The 15,783-nt window shown below is 60.2% G+C and carries 11 protein-coding genes and 5 tRNA genes; all 16 read right to left on the minus strand.

Annotated features, from left to right (window positions below):
• Positions 1-30 precede the first annotated feature (30 nt).
• The 16 genes from rpoC to DKW65_RS15200 all read right to left on the minus strand — a co-directional run bounded on the left by rpoC (position 31) and on the right by DKW65_RS15200 (position 15,763).
• The gene (gene rpoC / locus DKW65_RS15125; RefSeq protein WP_111658268.1) at positions 31-4,230 is read right to left on the minus strand and encodes a DNA-directed RNA polymerase subunit beta'; all 4,200 of its coding nucleotides are present in this window, start codon (positions 4,228-4,230) and stop codon (positions 31-33) included.
• Positions 4,231-4,316: 86 nt separating this feature from the next.
• A complete protein-coding gene (gene rpoB, locus DKW65_RS15130) occupies positions 4,317-8,456 on the minus strand; it encodes a DNA-directed RNA polymerase subunit beta (protein WP_111658269.1) in 4,140 nt (1,379 codons plus the stop codon).
• Positions 8,457-8,609: 153 nt separating this feature from the next.
• Positions 8,610-8,990 (minus strand): 50S ribosomal protein L7/L12, encoded by a 381-nt coding sequence (gene rplL, locus DKW65_RS15135; RefSeq protein WP_111658270.1) that lies wholly within the window; start codon positions 8,988-8,990, stop codon positions 8,610-8,612.
• Between the two features lie 71 nt (positions 8,991-9,061).
• Positions 9,062-9,592: a 50S ribosomal protein L10 gene (gene rplJ / locus DKW65_RS15140; RefSeq protein ID WP_111658271.1), complete on the minus strand. Its 531-nt coding sequence runs from the start codon at positions 9,590-9,592 to the stop codon at positions 9,062-9,064.
• 237 nt (positions 9,593-9,829) lie between these two features.
• Complete coding sequence (gene rplA, locus DKW65_RS15145; RefSeq protein WP_111658272.1) at positions 9,830-10,525, minus strand: 50S ribosomal protein L1; 696 nt, start codon at positions 10,523-10,525, stop codon at positions 9,830-9,832.
• A 3-nt stretch (positions 10,526-10,528) separates the two neighbouring features.
• Positions 10,529-10,957 carry a 50S ribosomal protein L11 gene (gene rplK / locus DKW65_RS15150; RefSeq protein WP_111658273.1) on the minus strand — a complete coding sequence of 143 codons (429 nt, stop codon included), beginning with the start codon at positions 10,955-10,957 and terminating at the stop codon, positions 10,529-10,531.
• 108 nt (positions 10,958-11,065) lie between these two features.
• Complete coding sequence (gene nusG, locus DKW65_RS15155) at positions 11,066-11,599, minus strand: transcription termination/antitermination protein NusG (RefSeq protein WP_111658274.1); 534 nt, start codon at positions 11,597-11,599, stop codon at positions 11,066-11,068.
• Between the two features lie 9 nt (positions 11,600-11,608).
• Positions 11,609-11,986, minus strand: coding sequence for a preprotein translocase subunit SecE (gene secE / locus DKW65_RS15160; protein ID WP_111658275.1), 378 nt, complete (start codon positions 11,984-11,986; stop codon positions 11,609-11,611).
• A 42-nt stretch (positions 11,987-12,028) separates the two neighbouring features.
• Positions 12,029-12,104: transfer RNA gene (locus DKW65_RS15165), tRNA-Trp, on the minus strand.
• 108 nt (positions 12,105-12,212) lie between these two features.
• Positions 12,213-13,406: an elongation factor Tu gene (gene tuf, locus DKW65_RS15170; protein ID WP_111658264.1), complete on the minus strand. Its 1,194-nt coding sequence runs from the start codon at positions 13,404-13,406 to the stop codon at positions 12,213-12,215.
• Between the two features lie 163 nt (positions 13,407-13,569).
• A tRNA-Thr gene (locus tag DKW65_RS15175) sits at positions 13,570-13,645 on the minus strand.
• A gap of 52 nt (positions 13,646-13,697) precedes the next feature.
• Positions 13,698-13,771, minus strand: a tRNA-Gly gene (locus DKW65_RS15180).
• A 178-nt stretch (positions 13,772-13,949) separates the two neighbouring features.
• Positions 13,950-14,033: transfer RNA gene (locus tag DKW65_RS15185), tRNA-Tyr, on the minus strand.
• A gap of 70 nt (positions 14,034-14,103) precedes the next feature.
• Positions 14,104-14,179: transfer RNA gene (locus tag DKW65_RS15190), tRNA-Thr, on the minus strand.
• A 73-nt stretch (positions 14,180-14,252) separates the two neighbouring features.
• Positions 14,253-14,900, minus strand: a complete 648-nt coding sequence (locus DKW65_RS15195) for an SPOR domain-containing protein (RefSeq protein ID WP_111658276.1) — start codon at positions 14,898-14,900, stop codon at positions 14,253-14,255.
• Between the two features lie 113 nt (positions 14,901-15,013).
• Positions 15,014-15,763, minus strand: a complete 750-nt coding sequence (locus tag DKW65_RS15200) for a type III pantothenate kinase (RefSeq protein ID WP_111658277.1) — start codon at positions 15,761-15,763, stop codon at positions 15,014-15,016.
• Positions 15,764-15,783 lie beyond the last annotated feature (20 nt).

The following is a 15,783-nucleotide window of genomic DNA, read 5'->3' on the forward strand; positions in this document are numbered from 1 at the left end:
GCCGGGTATTCCCGGCCGGAGAGACGGTCATTACTCGTCCGAAGAGCTCAGCGCTTCAGACAGGGCCTGCTCCACCTCGTCCATGGTGGGCGCTTCCGGCGCACGACCGAGGTCACGCTGGCGGCGGCGCTCCATGTGGTAGGCGTAGCCCGTGCCGGCAGGGATCAGACGGCCCACCACCACGTTCTCTTTCAGGCCACGCAGGTCGTCTTCCTTGCCGGTTACTGCCGCTTCCGTCAGCACCCGGGTGGTCTCCTGGAAGGAGGCCGCAGAGATAAACGACTCGGTGGCCAGCGAGGCCTTGGTGATGCCCAGCAGCAACCGGTCAAAGCGCGGCAGCATCTTGTCGCTGGCCTTGAGGCGGTCCATCTCGTTGAGCACCCGTGACAGCTCCACCTGCTCGCCCTTGATGAAGCCGGACTCGCCCTGCTCGGTGATTTCCACCTTGCGCAGCATCTGGCGGATGATCACCTCGATGTGCTTGTCGTTGATCTTCACGCCCTGCAGACGGTAAACCTCCTGCACCTCGTTGACGATATAGCGCGCCAACTCGGTCTGGCCCAGCAAACGCAGGATGTCGTGCGGATTGAGCGGGCCATCGGAAACGACCTCACCCTTCTCCACATGCTCACCCTCGAACACGTTCAGCTGGCGCCACTTCGGAATCAGTTCCTCGTGGGCATCGCCGCCGTCGTCCGGCGTGATCACCAGGCGCACCTTGCCTTTGGTCTCCTTGCCGAAGGACACCATGCCGGTCTTCTCCGCCAGAATGGCGGCTTCCTTCGGCTGGCGCGCTTCGAACAGGTCGGCCACGCGCGGCAGACCACCGGTGATATCGCGGGTCTTGGAGGATTCCTGCGGAATCCGCGCGATCACGTCACCGATCTGGATCATGGCGCCGTCTTTCAGGCCGGTCAGCGAACCTGCGGGCAGGAAGTACTGCGCCGGGGTATCGGTGTTCGGCATGTTCACCGGCTTGCCCTTGGCATCCAGCACGCGGATGACCGGGCGCAGATCCTTGCCGGCAGACGGGCGGTCCTTGGCATCGATCATCTCGATGGTGGTCAGGCCGGTCAGTTCGTCGGTCTGGTAGTTGACAGTAATGCCCTCTTCCATATCGCCGAACTGGATCTTGCCCTCTACCTCGGCAATGATCGGGTGGGTGTGCGGATCCCAGGTCGCTGCGACCTGACCACCATCCACCTTGTCACCTTCCTTCGCGGTAATCAGGGCGCCGTAGGGCACCTTGTAGCGCTCGCGCTCACGGCCCAGCTCATCGGCCACGGCCAGCTCACCGGAGCGAGACACCGCCACCAGGCCATCCTTGTGCGCAACAGTCTTGATGTTGTGCAGACGGATGGTGCCGCCGTGCTTGATCTGGATGCTGGACACCGCAGAGGCCCGGCTCGCCGCACCACCAATGTGGAACGTCCGCATGGTCAGCTGGGTACCCGGCTCACCGATGGACTGGGCAGCAATAACGCCCACGGCCTCACCAATATTGATCTGGTGGCCACGCGCCAGGTCACGGCCATAGCACTTGGCACAGACGCCGAAGCGGGTGTCACAACTGATCGGCGAGCGCACCAGCACTTCGTCGACGGCGTTGTTTTCCAGGATATCCACCCAGTTTTCATCCAGCAGGGTACCCGCCGGCGCCAGCACCTCATCGGTGCCGGGCTTGATGACATCACGGGCAACAACACGGCCCAGCACCCGCTCGCGCAACGGCTCGACCACGTCACCGCCTTCGATCAGCGGCGTCATCAGTACACCATTCTCGGTACCGCAATCTTCCTCGGTCACCACCAGATCCTGAGCCACGTCTACCAGACGACGGGTCAGGTAACCGGAGTTCGCAGTCTTCAGTGCGGTATCCGCCAGACCTTTCCGCGCCCCGTGGGTCGAGATGAAGTACTGGAGTACGTTCAGACCTTCACGGAAGTTGGACGTGATCGGCGTTTCGATGATGGAGCCGTCCGGCTTGGCCATCAGGCCACGCATACCCGCCAGCTGGCGAATCTGTGCCGGGGAGCCCCGGGCACCGGAGTCAGCCATCATCCAGATCGAGTTGAAGGAGCTCTGCTGCTCTTCCTCACCATCGCGGTTGATGACGGTCTCGCTCTTGAGGTTGTCCATCATCGCCTTGGCGATCTGGTCATTGGTACGCGACCAGATATCCACCACCTTGTTGTAACGCTCGCCGCGCGTCACCAGACCGGAAGCGAACTGCTCCTCGATCTCGTGCACCTCTTCCTCGGCTGCGGCCAGGATGGTGACCTTCTCGTCCGGGATGACCATATCCTCGATACCGACAGAGGAACCCGAATAGGTCGCCTCACGGAAGCCGAGATACATCAGCTGGTCAGCGAAAATACAGGTCTGCTTGGTGCCCAGGATACGGTAGCACTGGTTCAGCAGACGCGAGATCGCTTTCTTGGTCATCGCCTGGTTGACGGACTCGAAGGACAGCCCTTCCGGCACGATATCCCACAGCTTGCAACGACCCGGTGTGGTTTCCGCCACGTAGGTGCGCGCGGTCTCGTTGCCGTACTGGTCGCGGACCTTCTCGCTGACACGCACCTTGATGCGCGCGTGCAGGTGCACAGCCTTGTTGCCCAGTGCGCGGCTGACTTCACGGGTATCAGTGAAGAACATGCCCTCGCCCTGCGCGTTCACGCGCTCGCGGCTGATGTAGTACAGGCCCAGCACCACGTCCTGCGTCGGCACGATGATCGGTTCACCGCTGGCGGGCGACAGGATGTTGTTGGTGGACATCATCAGCGCACGGGCTTCGAGCTGGGCTTCCAGGGTCAGCGGTACGTGTACCGCCATCTGGTCACCGTCAAAGTCGGCGTTGAAGGCCGCACACACCAGCGGGTGCAGCTGGATCGCCTTGCCTTCGATCAGTACCGGCTCGAACGCCTGGATACCCAGACGGTGCAGGGTCGGGGCGCGGTTCAGCAGTACCGGGTGCTCGCGAATCACCTCGGCGAGGATATCCCACACCTCAGCGGTTTCGCGCTCGACCATCTTCTTGGCCGCCTTGATGGTGGTGGCCAGGCCACGCCCTTCCAGCTTGGCGAAGATGAACGGCTTGAACAGCTCCAGCGCCATTTTCTTCGGCAGACCGCACTCGTGCAGCTTCAGGGTCGGACCTACCACGATCACGGAACGACCGGAGTAATCGACCCGCTTGCCGAGCAGGTTCTGACGGAAACGACCCTGCTTGCCCTTGATCATGTCGGCCAGGGACTTCAGCGGGCGCTTGTTGGAGCCGGTAATGGCGCGGCCACGACGGCCGTTGTCCAGCAGTGCGTCCACGGATTCCTGCAGCATGCGCTTTTCGTTGCGCACGATGATATCCGGCGCAGACAGGTCCAGCAGACGCTTGAGGCGGTTGTTGCGGTTGATCACGCGGCGATACAGATCGTTCAGATCCGAGGTCGCGAAGCGGCCACCGTCCAGCGGCACCAGCGGACGCAGGTCCGGCGGCAGCACGGGCAGCACCGTCATGATCATCCACTCGGGACGGTTACCGGAGGCCTGGAAGGCTTCCATCAGCTTCAGACGCTTGGACAGCTTCTTCAGCTTGGTGTCAGAACCGGTGGATTCCACTTCCTGGCGCAGATCGGCAATGTCCTGTTCCAGATCCAGATCGGCCAGCAGCTGCTGTACGGCTTCAGCACCCATGCGGGCGTCGAACTCGTCACCGAACTGCTCCAGCGCCTCGAAGTATTCTTCGTCGGTCAGCAGCTGACCTTTTTCCAGGCTGGTCATGCCAGGCTCGACCACGACGAAGGATTCGAAGTACAGGACCCGCTCGATATCACGCAGGGTCATGTCCAGCATCAGACCGATACGGGACGGCAGCGACTTCAGGAACCAGATGTGTGCCACCGGGCTCGCCAGCTCGATGTGACCCATGCGCTCACGGCGCACCTTGGAGAGAGTGACTTCCACGCCACACTTCTCACAGATCACGCCACGATGCTTGAGGCGCTTGTATTTGCCGCACAGGCACTCATAGTCCTTGATCGGACCAAAGATGCGGGCACAGAACAGCCCATCACGCTCCGGCTTGAACGTCCGGTAGTTGATGGTCTCGGGCTTCTTGACCTCGCCAAAGGACCAGGAACGAATCAGGTCGGGCGGCGCCAGACCAATCTTGAGTTTGTCAAACTCAGTGACTTGTCCCTGACTTTTCAGAAGATTCAGCAAGTCTTTCAAGGCCAGTCCTCCAATAGGAGCATTTGCTCGCTACGCGTTAATCCGGGTGCTGGATGATCCGGTTTCCCTTATTCAGGAAAACCGGATCAATCGTTTTCCAGCTCGATGTTGATACCGAGGGAACGGATTTCCTTCAACAGTACGTTGAAGGACTCCGGCATACCCGGATCCATACGGTGATCGCCATCGACAATGTTCTTGTAAATGCGGGTACGGCCATTTACGTCGTCGGATTTCACCGTGAGCATTTCCTGCAAGGTGTAGGCCGCACCATATGCCTCGAGCGCCCACACCTCCATCTCACCGAAACGCTGACCACCGAACTGCGCCTTGCCGCCCAGCGGTTGCTGGGTAACCAGGCTGTAGGAACCGGTAGAACGCGCATGCATCTTGTCGTCTACCAGGTGGTTCAGCTTCAGCATGTACATGTAGCCCACCGTTACCGGGCGGTCGAACTTCTCACCGGTCCGGCCATCCCACAGGATCGACTGACCAGACGGATCGACATCCGCCAGTTCCAGCAGCGCCTTGAGCTCCGGCTCTTTGGCACCGTCGAATACCGGCGTCGCCATCGGTACACCGGCACGCAGGTTCTGCGCCAGTTCGATGATCTCGGCGTCGGAGAAGCTGGCAATGTCTTCCCGGTTACGAACATCACCGGTTTCGTTGTACAGCTTTTCCAGGAAACCGCGCACTTCCGCGATCTTCTTCTGCTCATCGAGCATGCGGCCGATCTTCTCGCCCAGGCCCTTGGCTGCCCAGCCCAGGTGGGTTTCGAGGATCTGACCGATGTTCATCCGCGACGGTACACCCAGCGGGTTGAGCACCACGTCCACCGGAACGCCATGCTCATCATGCGGCATGTCTTCTTCCGGCATGATCACGGAGATCACACCCTTGTTACCGTGACGGCCAGCCATCTTGTCGCCCGGCTGGATGCGACGCTTGATAGCCAGATAGACCTTGACGATCTTCAGCACGCCGTGTGCCAGGTCGTCGCCGCCAGAGATCTTGCCCTGCTTGTCCTTGTAACGCTCTTCCTGCTCTTTCTTGTGCGCTTCAAGGTACTGCTGGGCACGCTCCAGTTGCTCGGCCACATCGTCGTCTGCCGGGCGCAGTTCGAACCAGTGCTCGGCCTTGAGGCCGTCCAGCAGCTCTTCCGTCAGCTCAGTGCCACGCTTGAAGCCGGCACCGCCGTTAACTTTCTTGCCCAGCAGCTCACGACGCAGACGCTCCAGCATGTCCTGTTCGAGGATGCGGTACTCGTCCTTCAGGTCCTTGCGGAACTGATCCAGCTGCATCTGCTCGATCTGCTTGGCGCGCTCGTCCTTGTCGACGCCATCGCGGGTGAAGACCTGAACGTCAATCACCGTACCCTTGATGCCCGAGGACACACGCAGGGAGGTGTCTTTCACGTCAGAGGCTTTCTCACCAAAGATGGCACGCAGCAGTTTTTCTTCCGGCGTCAGCTGGGTTTCACCTTTCGGCGTCACCTTGCCCACCAGAATGTCGCCTGCACCGACTTCCGCACCGATATACACGATGCCGGACTCGTCCAGCTTGGACAGCGCTGCCTCGCCCACGTTGGGAATATCAGAGGTGATTTCCTCCGGCCCCAGCTTGGTGTCACGGGCCACACAGGTCAGTTCCTGGATATGGATGGTGGTAAAGCGATCTTCGCGCACCACCTTCTCCGAGATCAGGATCGAATCCTCGAAGTTGTAGCCATTCCACGGCATGAAGGCGACGCGCATGTTCTGACCCAGCGCCAGCTCACCCATGTCGGTGGAGGGGCCATCCGCGAGGATGTCCTTCGGCGACACCACATCACCGACCTTCACCAGCGGACGCTGGTTGATACAGGTGTTCTGGTTGGAGCGGGTGTACTTGGTCAGGTTGTAGATATCGACACCGGCTTCGCCTTCCGCAATCTCGTCGTCGTTGACCTTGACGATGATCCGGCTGGCATCCACCTTGTCGATCACCCCGCCACGACGCGCCACCACACAGACGCCGGAATCCCGGGCCACGTGACGCTCGATACCGGTCCCCACCAGCGGCTTGTCGGCACGCAGGGTCGGCACAGCCTGACGCTGCATGTTCGAGCCCATCAGGGCGCGGTTGGCGTCATCGTGCTCCAGGAACGGAATCAGGGCAGCCGCCACCGACACCACCTGACGCGGCGACACGTCCATATGGGTAATCTGATCCGGCTGCATCACGGTGAATTCGTTGCGGTGACGTACTGCCACGAATTCTTCCACGAAACGGCCGTTCTCGGTCTTCGAATCGGCCTGCGCGATCACGCATTCCGCTTCCTCGATCGCTGACAGAAACTCGATATCGTCGGTGACCTGGCCGTTGACCACCTTGCGGTACGGGCTCTCCAGGAACCCGTAGGCATTGGTACGCGCATAGGCGGCCAGCGAGTTGATCAGACCGATGTTCGGGCCTTCCGGCGTTTCAATCGGACACACCCGACCGTAGTGGGTCGGATGCACGTCACGCACCTCGAAGCCAGCACGCTCACGGGTCAGACCGCCCGGGCCCAGTGCCGACACACGACGCTTGTGCGTCACTTCAGACAGCGGGTTGTTCTGATCCATGAACTGGGACAACTGCGAGGAACCGAAGAATTCCTTCACCGCCGCCGCCACCGGCTTGGCATTGATCAGGTCCTGCGGCATCAGGCCTTCGGATTCCGCCAGGCTCAGACGCTCTTTCACCGCACGCTCGACACGCACCAGACCAACGCGGAACTGGTTCTCTGCCATCTCACCCACGGACCGCACGCGGCGGTTGCCGAGGTTATCGATGTCATCGACGATGCCGTTGCCGTTACGGATATCCACCAGGGTGCGAATGACATCGACGATATCGGAGACACCATCACCCAACTGCTCGTAGTAGCGCTTGCCTTCCTCGTCATTACGCAGGCTGAAGTAGCGACCGTCATAGAGAATGCCCGGACCTTCGATTTCATCGCGGCCCAGACGGCGGTTGAACTTCATCCGGCCTACGCCAGACAGGTCATAACGCTCTTCAGTGAAGAACAGGTTCTTGAACAGGTTTTCTGCAGCGTCCTTGGTCGGCGGCTCGCCGGGACGCATCATGCGATAGATTTCCACCAGCGCTTCGAGCTGACTGCGTGTTGCATCGCTGCGCAGCGTGTCGGAAATGAAAGCGCCGTGATCCAGATCATTGGTGTACAGCGTCTCGAACGCAGACACACCCGCCGCTTCCAGCTTGGCCAGCACGTCTGCCGTGATCTCGCTGTTACACTCGACCAGGATTTCCCCGGTGCTCTCATCAATGATGGAGCGGGCCAGCACCTTGCCGTAGAGATAGTCACCCGGAATTTCCAGGAATTCGATATTGGCTTTTTCCAGCTCGCGAATATGGCGCGCGGTGACGCGGCGGCCAGCCTCGACCACTACCTTGCCGTCAGCCATGATATCGAAGGTGGCCGTTTCGCCACGCAGACGCTCGGCGATCAGGCGCATGCTCAGCACGCCGTCTTTCAGGGTGATCTCGTTGGTCTCGAAGAACATCTCGAGAATCTCATCCGAGGTATACCCCAGCGCACGCAGCAACACGGTCGCCGGCAACTTGCGGCGACGGTCGATACGCACGAATACCATGTCCTTCGGGTCGAACTCGAAGTCCAGCCAGGAGCCACGGTAAGGAATCACACGGGCAGAATAGAGCAGCTTGCCCGAGCTGTGGGTCTTGCCTTTGTCGTGATCGAAGAACACGCCAGGCGAACGATGCAGCTGGGACACGATCACCCGCTCGGTACCATTGATGATGAAGGTACCGTTCTCGGTCATGAGCGGAATCTCGCCCATGTAGACCTGCTGCTCGCGAATATCCTTGATGGCGCCGGATGATTCCTTGTCGTAAATCACCAGACGGATGCGCACCCGCAACGGGGCGGCATAGGTCGCGCCGCGAAGCATACACTCCTTGACATCAAACACCGGCTTGCCAAGCTCGTAACCGGCATACTCCAGCGCCGCATTGCCCGAGTAGCTGGAAATCGGAAATACGGACTTGAAGGCAGCTTCCAGACCCGTAGCTTCACGCGAATCGGTAACCTTGTCCTGCTGCAGGAAGGTCCGATACGAATCAAGCTGAATGGCGAGGAGGTACGGAACCTCCATCACCTGGGGAAGCTTGCCGAAATTCTTGCGGATCCGCTTTTTCTCAGTAAATGAGTATGCCATCTGCGTTCCTCGGCTGTTGACCCATCACCCGCCGGCGACGTCATTACGCGACTTTCTGTCTCACGTGTCGTTTAGAAACGACAAAAGGCTGGCAGCCCATGGCTGCCAGCCGGTGTCTTTCCCAGATTGCCGGAAAGACTGGCGCATGCGCCCTTACTTCAGCTCAGCAGTACCGCCCGCTTCTTCGATCTTCTTCTTGATCGATTCGGCTTCGTCCTTGTTCACGCCTTCCTTGACGGCAGCCGGAGCACCTTCTACCAGGTCCTTGGCTTCTTTCAGGCCCAGGCCGGTAGCTTCACGAACGGCCTTGATCACGCCGACTTTCTTGTCGCCGAAGCCGGTCAGTACCACGTCGAATTCGGTCTTCTCTTCAGCTGCAGCAGCAGCTTCGCCACCAGCAGCCGGCGCAGCAACAGCAACAGCGGCTGCAGCGCTAACACCGAATTTCTCTTCCATGGCGCTGATCAGTTCGACCAGATCCATGACGCTCATTTCAGCAATTGCATTCAGAATATCTTCTTTGGACAGAGCCATTTTCAATCTCCTCATTCACCTTGCGGTGAGGATGAAACCGGGTTTCAAGTAGTTCAGCGTCCTGAGTCGTCTCAGGCTGCTTCCTGTTTTTGATCCTTCACTGCAGCAATCACACGAACAGCCTTGCTCGGCACCTCGTTGGCGGTGCGGACGAACTTGGCGATCGGCGCCTGCATGACGGACAGCAGCGTAGACAGTGCCTGGTCGCGGGTCGGCAGCTTGGCAAGGATGTCGAGATCCTGTGCACCGTAAGCTACACCACCCACTGCCAGCGCCTTCACTTCCAGCAGCTTGTGATCCTTGGCGAAATCCTTGAAGAGCCGGGCCGCAGCACCGGGATCTTCCTGGGAAAAGGCCAGGATCGTCGGGCCGACCAGTGCGTCGTTCAGGCACTCATACTCAGTGCCTTCGACGGCACGCTTGGCCAATGTGTTACGCACAACACGCACGTACACACCGGTTTCGCGTGCTTTCTGACGGAGTTCGGTCATTTCCGAAACCGTCAGACCACGATAGTCGGCAATCACTGCAGAAAGTGCTTCAGCGGCAACAGCGTTGACCGAAGCAACAATCGCGCGTTTGTCCTCCAGATTCAAAGGCATACAACCTCCTGGATTCACAAACTCTCCCCTCGACACCGACTGCATGCCGGAGGGATTGCCATGACCGGTTACCCGGTCGTTATCGCGGAAGCCTGCCCCTGATCAGATCAGGTTGAACTACCGCGCCTGCGCAGGCGGCTTGCACCATTACCGGGCAGCCAGGCTGCCCGACCTGCGGTCTTTGACGCCCCGGCGTTGCCTTGCGGCGCTGCCGAGATCAAAGAAGTAAAAACTTGCTTACTGCGCCAGGGTGGCCTGATCGATGGCCAGACCCGGACCCATGGTGGTCGACAGGGTGATCTTCCGGACATACACACCCTTGGCGGAAGACGGCTTGATCTTTTTCAGATCAGCCAGCAGCGCCTCGACGTTTTCTTTCACGGCGTTGGCGTCGAAACCGACCTGACCAACGATGCAGTGAATGATACCGCCCTTGTCCGTGCGGTAACGCACCTGGCCGCCCTTGGCATTCTTGACCGCCGTGGCCACATCCGCCGTCACGGTGCCCACTTTCGGGTTCGGCATCAGACCACGCGGGCCCAGGATGGTGCCCAGCTTGCCCACGACGCGCATGGCGTCAGGGGTAGCGATGACCACGTCGAAGTTGATTTCGCCGCCCTGCACCTGCTCGGCCAGATCATCGAAACCGACGATATCGGCACCAGCCTCTTTCGCCGCTTCAGCATTGGCGCCCTGAGCAAATACCGCTACACGCACGGTCTTGCCGGTGCCGTGCGGCAGCACGGAAGCGCCACGCACGTTCTGATCGGATTTGCGCGGATCAACACCCAGGTTGACCGCCACGTCGATGGATTCCTTGAACTTCACTTTCGACAGTTCGGAAAGCAGGTTCACGGCATCTTCAATAGCGTATTGCTTGCCCGGTTCAATCTTTTCACGGATCGCACGGGCGCGTTTGGACAGCTTGGCCATCGCTTATTCCTCCACGTCCAGACCCATGGACCGGGCACTGCCGGCAATTGTCCGCACCGCTGCGTCAAGATCTGCCGCAGTCAGGTCCGGTTCCTTGGCTTTCGCAATATCTTCAAGCTGGGCACGGGTCACCTTGCCCACCTTGTTCTTGTTCGGCACGCCAGAGCCGCTCTTGATACCTGCTGCTTTCTTGAGCAGGAAAGAGGCCGGCGGCGTCTTCATGACGAAGGTAAAGGAACGGTCGCTGTACACCGTGATGATCACCGGCACAGGGGAGCCCTTTTCCATCTCCTGAGTCTGGGCGTTGAACGCCTTGCAGAACTCCATGATGTTCACACCGTGCTGACCCAGTGCTGGGCCGACCGGCGGGCTGGGGTTGGCCGCACCCGCTGCAACCTGCAGCTTGATGTAGGCCTGGATTTTCTTAGCCATGTTCAACTCCCTTGGGTTCAAACGCCTTGCCGAACGTACCGGCTGCGGCTCCCCTGAGGTTTGTCTTAAGTCGCCCCTGCATTACCAGGTATACGACCGCTACTGTGATCAGCTCTTTTCGACCTGACCAAATTCCAGCTCTACCGGGGTAGAGCGGCCGAAGATCAGCACTGCAACCTGCAGGCGACTCTTCTCATAATTCACTTCTTCGACCACACCGTTGAAATCGGCAAACGGGCCGTCGGTAACACGCACCACCTCACCCGGCTCGAACAACGTCTTCGGCTTCGGCTTGTCCGTGCTGTCATCCATGCGACGCAGGATGGCATCTGCCTCCCGATCCGTGATCGGTGAGGGCTTGTCCGGGGTGCCGCCAATGAAACCCAGCACCTTCGGCGTTTCCTTGATCAAGTGCCAGGTGCCGTCATTCATTTCCATCTGCACCAGCACATAGCCCGGAAAGAACTTGCGCTCGGACTTGCGCTTCTGGCCGCCCTTGATCTCGACCACTTCTTCCGTCGGCACCAGAATGTCGCCGAAATCATCTTCCATCCCGCGCAGCTTGATGCGTTCTTCAAGTGCCCGCTTCACATGCTTCTCAAAGCCGGAATAGGCATGAACCACATACCAGCGCTTCGCCATGTCTACCTCTTAGCCGATGACCCGGGAAATAACCCCGTTAAGAATCCAGTCGAAAAAGAAAAGGATGATCGCCACCAGCACAACAAAGGCCAGCACAATAAGGGTGGTCTGCACGGTTTCCTGGCGCGTCGGCCAGACTACCTTGCGCATTTCCACCATGGCATCCTTGCGGAGCTGGTTGAAGGCGCGACCCTGCTCTGTCTGCAAAGCGACAAACGCCGCCATCAGCGCAAGCACCACCACGCCCAGGGCACGATACAGCGGCGACACATCTTCGCCGTAGTAGGTATTGCCCCATATACCCAGCCCAAGCAACACCGCCACCACAGCCCACTTGATGACCTGTGCCGGGGAAGAGCCTGACTGCGCTTCTGTCTTTTCACTCATGACCGATACACCCTGCCATCAAATCATGGCGTCGGGAAAACTTGGCAGGCCAGGAGGGACTCGAACCCCCAACCCCCGGTTTTGGAGACCGGTGCTCTACCAATTGAACTACTGGCCTGTAACCTTTCAACACTTTGCCGCTTAACGCAGCAGGCCGAGGTGCGCACTCACGCAGCCCCGGCCTCACGATCAGCCGAAATATCAGCCAATCGCCATACTGTATGACTTACTCGAGGATCTTGGCCACCACGCCAGCACCCACGGTACGGCCACCTTCGCGAATCGCGAAGCGCAGACCTTCTTCCATGGCGATCGGCGCGATCAGCTTCACCGTCATCTTCACGTTGTCGCCCGGCATGACCATCTCTACGCCTTCCGGCAGGTCACACGCACCCGTCACGTCCGTCGTACGGAAGTAGAACTGCGGGCGATAGCCGTTGAAGAACGGGGTATGACGACCGCCTTCTTCCTTGCTCAGCACGTATACTTCGGCTTCAAAACCGGTGTGCGGCTTGATCGTGCCCGGCTTGGACAGCACCTGGCCACGCTCAACGTCGTCACGCTTGGTGCCACGCAGCAGCACGCCCACGTTCTCGCCCGCACGGCCTTCGTCCAGCAGCTTGCGGAACATCTCAACGCCAGTACAGGTCGTCTTGACGGTGTCCTTGATGCCGACGATTTCCACTTCCTCGCCCACTTTCACCACGCCGCGCTCTACACGACCGGTCACCACGGTACCGCGACCAGAGATCGAGAACACGTCTTCGATCGGCATCAGGAAGGCGCCGTCGATGGCACGCTCCGGCTCAGGAATGTACTCGTCCAGGGTCTCTACCAGCTTCTGGACCGCCGGAGCGCCAATCTCGGACTGGTCACCTTCCAGCGCCTTCAGGGCAGAACCCTTGATGATCGGGGTGTCGTCGCCCGGGAAGTCGTAGGCGCTCAGCAGCTCACGCACTTCCATCTCAACCAGTTCCAGCAGCTCTTCGTCGTCTACCATGTCGGCCTTGTTCAGGAACACGACAATGTAGGGAACGCCAACCTGACGGGACAGCAGGATGTGCTCGCGGGTCTGCGGCATCGGGCCATCGGCAGCCGATACCACCAGAATCGCGCCGTCCATCTGCGCCGCACCGGTGATCATGTTCTTCACGTAATCAGCGTGACCCGGGCAGTCAACGTGCGCGTAGTGGCGCGTCGGGGAGTCGTACTCAACGTGAGAGGTAGCGATGGTAATACCGCGGGCACGCTCTTCCGGAGCGTTGTCGATCTGGTCGAACGCACGCGCTTCGCCAGTACCGAACGCTTCGTGACAGACCTTCGTCAGGGCTGCCGTCAGCGTGGTCTTGCCATGGTCAACGTGACCAATGGTGCCTACGTTCAAATGCGGTTTGCTACGTTCAAACTTTGCCTTTGCCACGACTCTCTACCTCTCAGTTCGGTTGTGCGTTCCTGCCTGTGAACAGCGAAGCATTGCCCGGAAAACACAAAAAGGACACGCGCCCACCCGGACATCGTGACCACCTTCAGCGCCACCCGCGAGACATGAAGCCGACCCCGGAGCACGCTCCGGGGTCGGAAATTGGAGCTCATAACCGGATTTGAACCGGTGACCTCTTCCTTACCAAGGAAGTGCTCTACCTACTGAGCTATATGAGCATTAACTTCATATCACCTTGCGGCGATGAACACTTTGCAGCACAGCGACTGATGGAGCGGGTGGCGGGAATCGAACCCGCGTCATCAGCTTGGAAGGCTGAGGTTCTACCATTGAACTACACCCGCGAACCTTGCCTTCAATCCTGGCCGGATTCGCCAGCCTGGTGCTGTGCCTTGAAAACCTTTACTTGCCGCGCCTTTGGCGGCTCGTCGAACCGTCTGGTTCAAATCCAGCCCCCGGCCCGAGCACCGGAGGCTTTTTACTGCACCGAGCGCCATTTCTGCTCAGTGCCTCCTTACAATGTGGTGGAGGGGGCTGGATTCGAACCAGCGAAGCTTGCGCGTCAGATTTACAGTCTGATCCCTTTGGCCACTCGGGAACCCCTCCAAAAAGGGCGTACATTCTCTTTTTGCAATAACGGCTTGTCAACAGGTTCCTGCGACCCGCCGTGATGATCTGGAGCTGGCGAGAGGAATCGAACCCCCGACCGGCTGATTACAAATCAGCTGCTCTACCTACTGAGCTACGCCAGCCTGCAAAGGTGGCGCATTGTAATGAAAGGTGCCCCGGCAAGCAATTGAATCCGGCAGATTTTCCGGGGAACCTCTAGCGGCAGGCGGCCCGCTCGACACCGGCATCGCCGCTGCCGCTGGCCACGAGGGCTGCCAGACGGGCTTCCGCCTCGTCTGGCAGGAGGGGGTAGTAGACCCAGTACTCGACCGTTTCGCGCCAGGTTTCACGGACCTCCGCAGGATAGCCCGCATCCCGCATACGCACCTGCAGCCCGCGCGCCGACTCCTCGCTGCTGAAATAACCCAGCGAGACGGCGTTGGCGTCCTCACCTTCGCTGACGATAAAGCTGTCCACCCCCCGGGATTGCAGCTCTCGCAGGGCACCCAGCGCATCTTCGCGACGCGCCTGAGGCGGCAAATAGACCCAGTTCAGGCGGTCACGGCGCACCGTCACCGGCTGCACCCTGCCGCGAGGGGAAATCTCCGCCGCCTGTGCCCGCAGGGCCTCGGCGTCGGCCCGCTGGCCCCAGGGGCCGGCTACCACGCACATGGCCCCACGCGCCGGACTGTCAGCCCGCCGGACAGCGCCAGCACGATGCCCGGCCTCCTCCAGCAATTGCAGGCTTGCGGGGGCCGCCGCACGGCTGACCACCGGCGGCGCGGGCGCTGCGGTATAGCCCAGCAGTTGCCAGCCCAGATAAATGACGTTGAGAATCAGAAGACTGTAGAAGACCCAGCGCATGAACGCCCCTACTCCCCGCTGGCCATCCGGCCGGATTTCTTGTTGCTGTCACCGGATCAGACGCCGGCGCAGTCTACTGTAGCGTCTTTGCTGGCCCGGCAGCGCGTCCGGGATCACAGATTGCCAGTCACCCGCTCAAGGCCGTCGAGCACCAGGTCAGGATCGCAGGGCACCGGGAACGGCAGCAGCGGCTGCAACACCCGCGCGTCGCCACCCGTCAGGTAAACACTGCAAGTATCATGAAGCACCTGACGCAGTTCAACCACCACATCCGCAATGAAAGCGACCGACATGCGCAGCACGCCGTTCTCCACCCCTTCACTGGTGCTGCGCCCGGGCGCCAGGCTGACGCCGACGCTGTCAGTGACCCGCACCTGCGCCGTACCCCGGGAGAGGCTGTCACGCAGCATGCCCAGACCCGGCACAATGTAGCCGCCCAGATGCTCTCCCCGGGCTGTTACCGCATCCACCGTCAGCGCACTGCCGCAATCGATGATGATCGAGGCACCATCCCGATGCCAGGCCTCCACCACCGCCAGCCAGCGATCCACGCCCAGACGCGCTGGCTCGGCATAGGCATTGCTTACACCGCAATCCCTGGCCGGGGAATAATAGAAGCGCGGCGTACAACCCAGCTCTGCACTCAGCGCTCGCGCCAGCACCGCATCACTCTCGCGACCTGCCACCGAGGCCACCTCGAGCACCGTCACCGGTTGCTGGCACTGGATGGCCAGCTCACGCGCCAGCCTCTCCCAGTCCCGCTGGTGGGCTCGACCGCCTTCCCGGCGCACTGCGCCAGCATCACTGTCGAGGTACGCTCGCCATTTCATGGCGGTGTTACCAATATCCAGGAACAGCTTCATGGGCTGCCGATTCCCCTCGC

It is taken from the genome of Isoalcanivorax indicus (assembly GCF_003259185.1).
GTDB lineage: Bacteria > Pseudomonadota > Gammaproteobacteria > Pseudomonadales > Alcanivoracaceae > Isoalcanivorax > Isoalcanivorax indicus.

Excerpts from the sequence above, each read along its gene's own strand:
- rpoB (WP_111658269.1), bottom strand. The coding sequence starts at position 8,456 with ATGGCATACTCATTTACTGAGAAAAAGCGGATCCGCAAGAATTTCGGC.
- rplL (WP_111658270.1), bottom strand. The coding sequence starts at position 8,990 with ATGGCTCTGTCCAAAGAAGATATTCTGAATGCAATTGCTGAAATGAGC.
- rplJ (WP_111658271.1), bottom strand. The coding sequence starts at position 9,592 with ATGCCTTTGAATCTGGAGGACAAACGCGCGATTGTTGCTTCGGTCAAC.
- rplA (WP_111658272.1), bottom strand. The coding sequence starts at position 10,525 with ATGGCCAAGCTGTCCAAACGCGCCCGTGCGATCCGTGAAAAGATTGAA.
- rplK (WP_111658273.1), bottom strand. The coding sequence starts at position 10,957 with ATGGCTAAGAAAATCCAGGCCTACATCAAGCTGCAGGTTGCAGCGGGT.
- nusG (WP_111658274.1), bottom strand. The coding sequence starts at position 11,599 with ATGGCGAAGCGCTGGTATGTGGTTCATGCCTATTCCGGCTTTGAGAAG.
- secE (WP_111658275.1), bottom strand. The coding sequence starts at position 11,986 with ATGAGTGAAAAGACAGAAGCGCAGTCAGGCTCTTCCCCGGCACAGGTC.
- DKW65_RS15195 (WP_111658276.1), bottom strand. The coding sequence starts at position 14,900 with ATGCGCTGGGTCTTCTACAGTCTTCTGATTCTCAACGTCATTTATCTG.
- DKW65_RS15200 (WP_111658277.1), bottom strand. The coding sequence starts at position 15,763 with ATGAAGCTGTTCCTGGATATTGGTAACACCGCCATGAAATGGCGAGCG.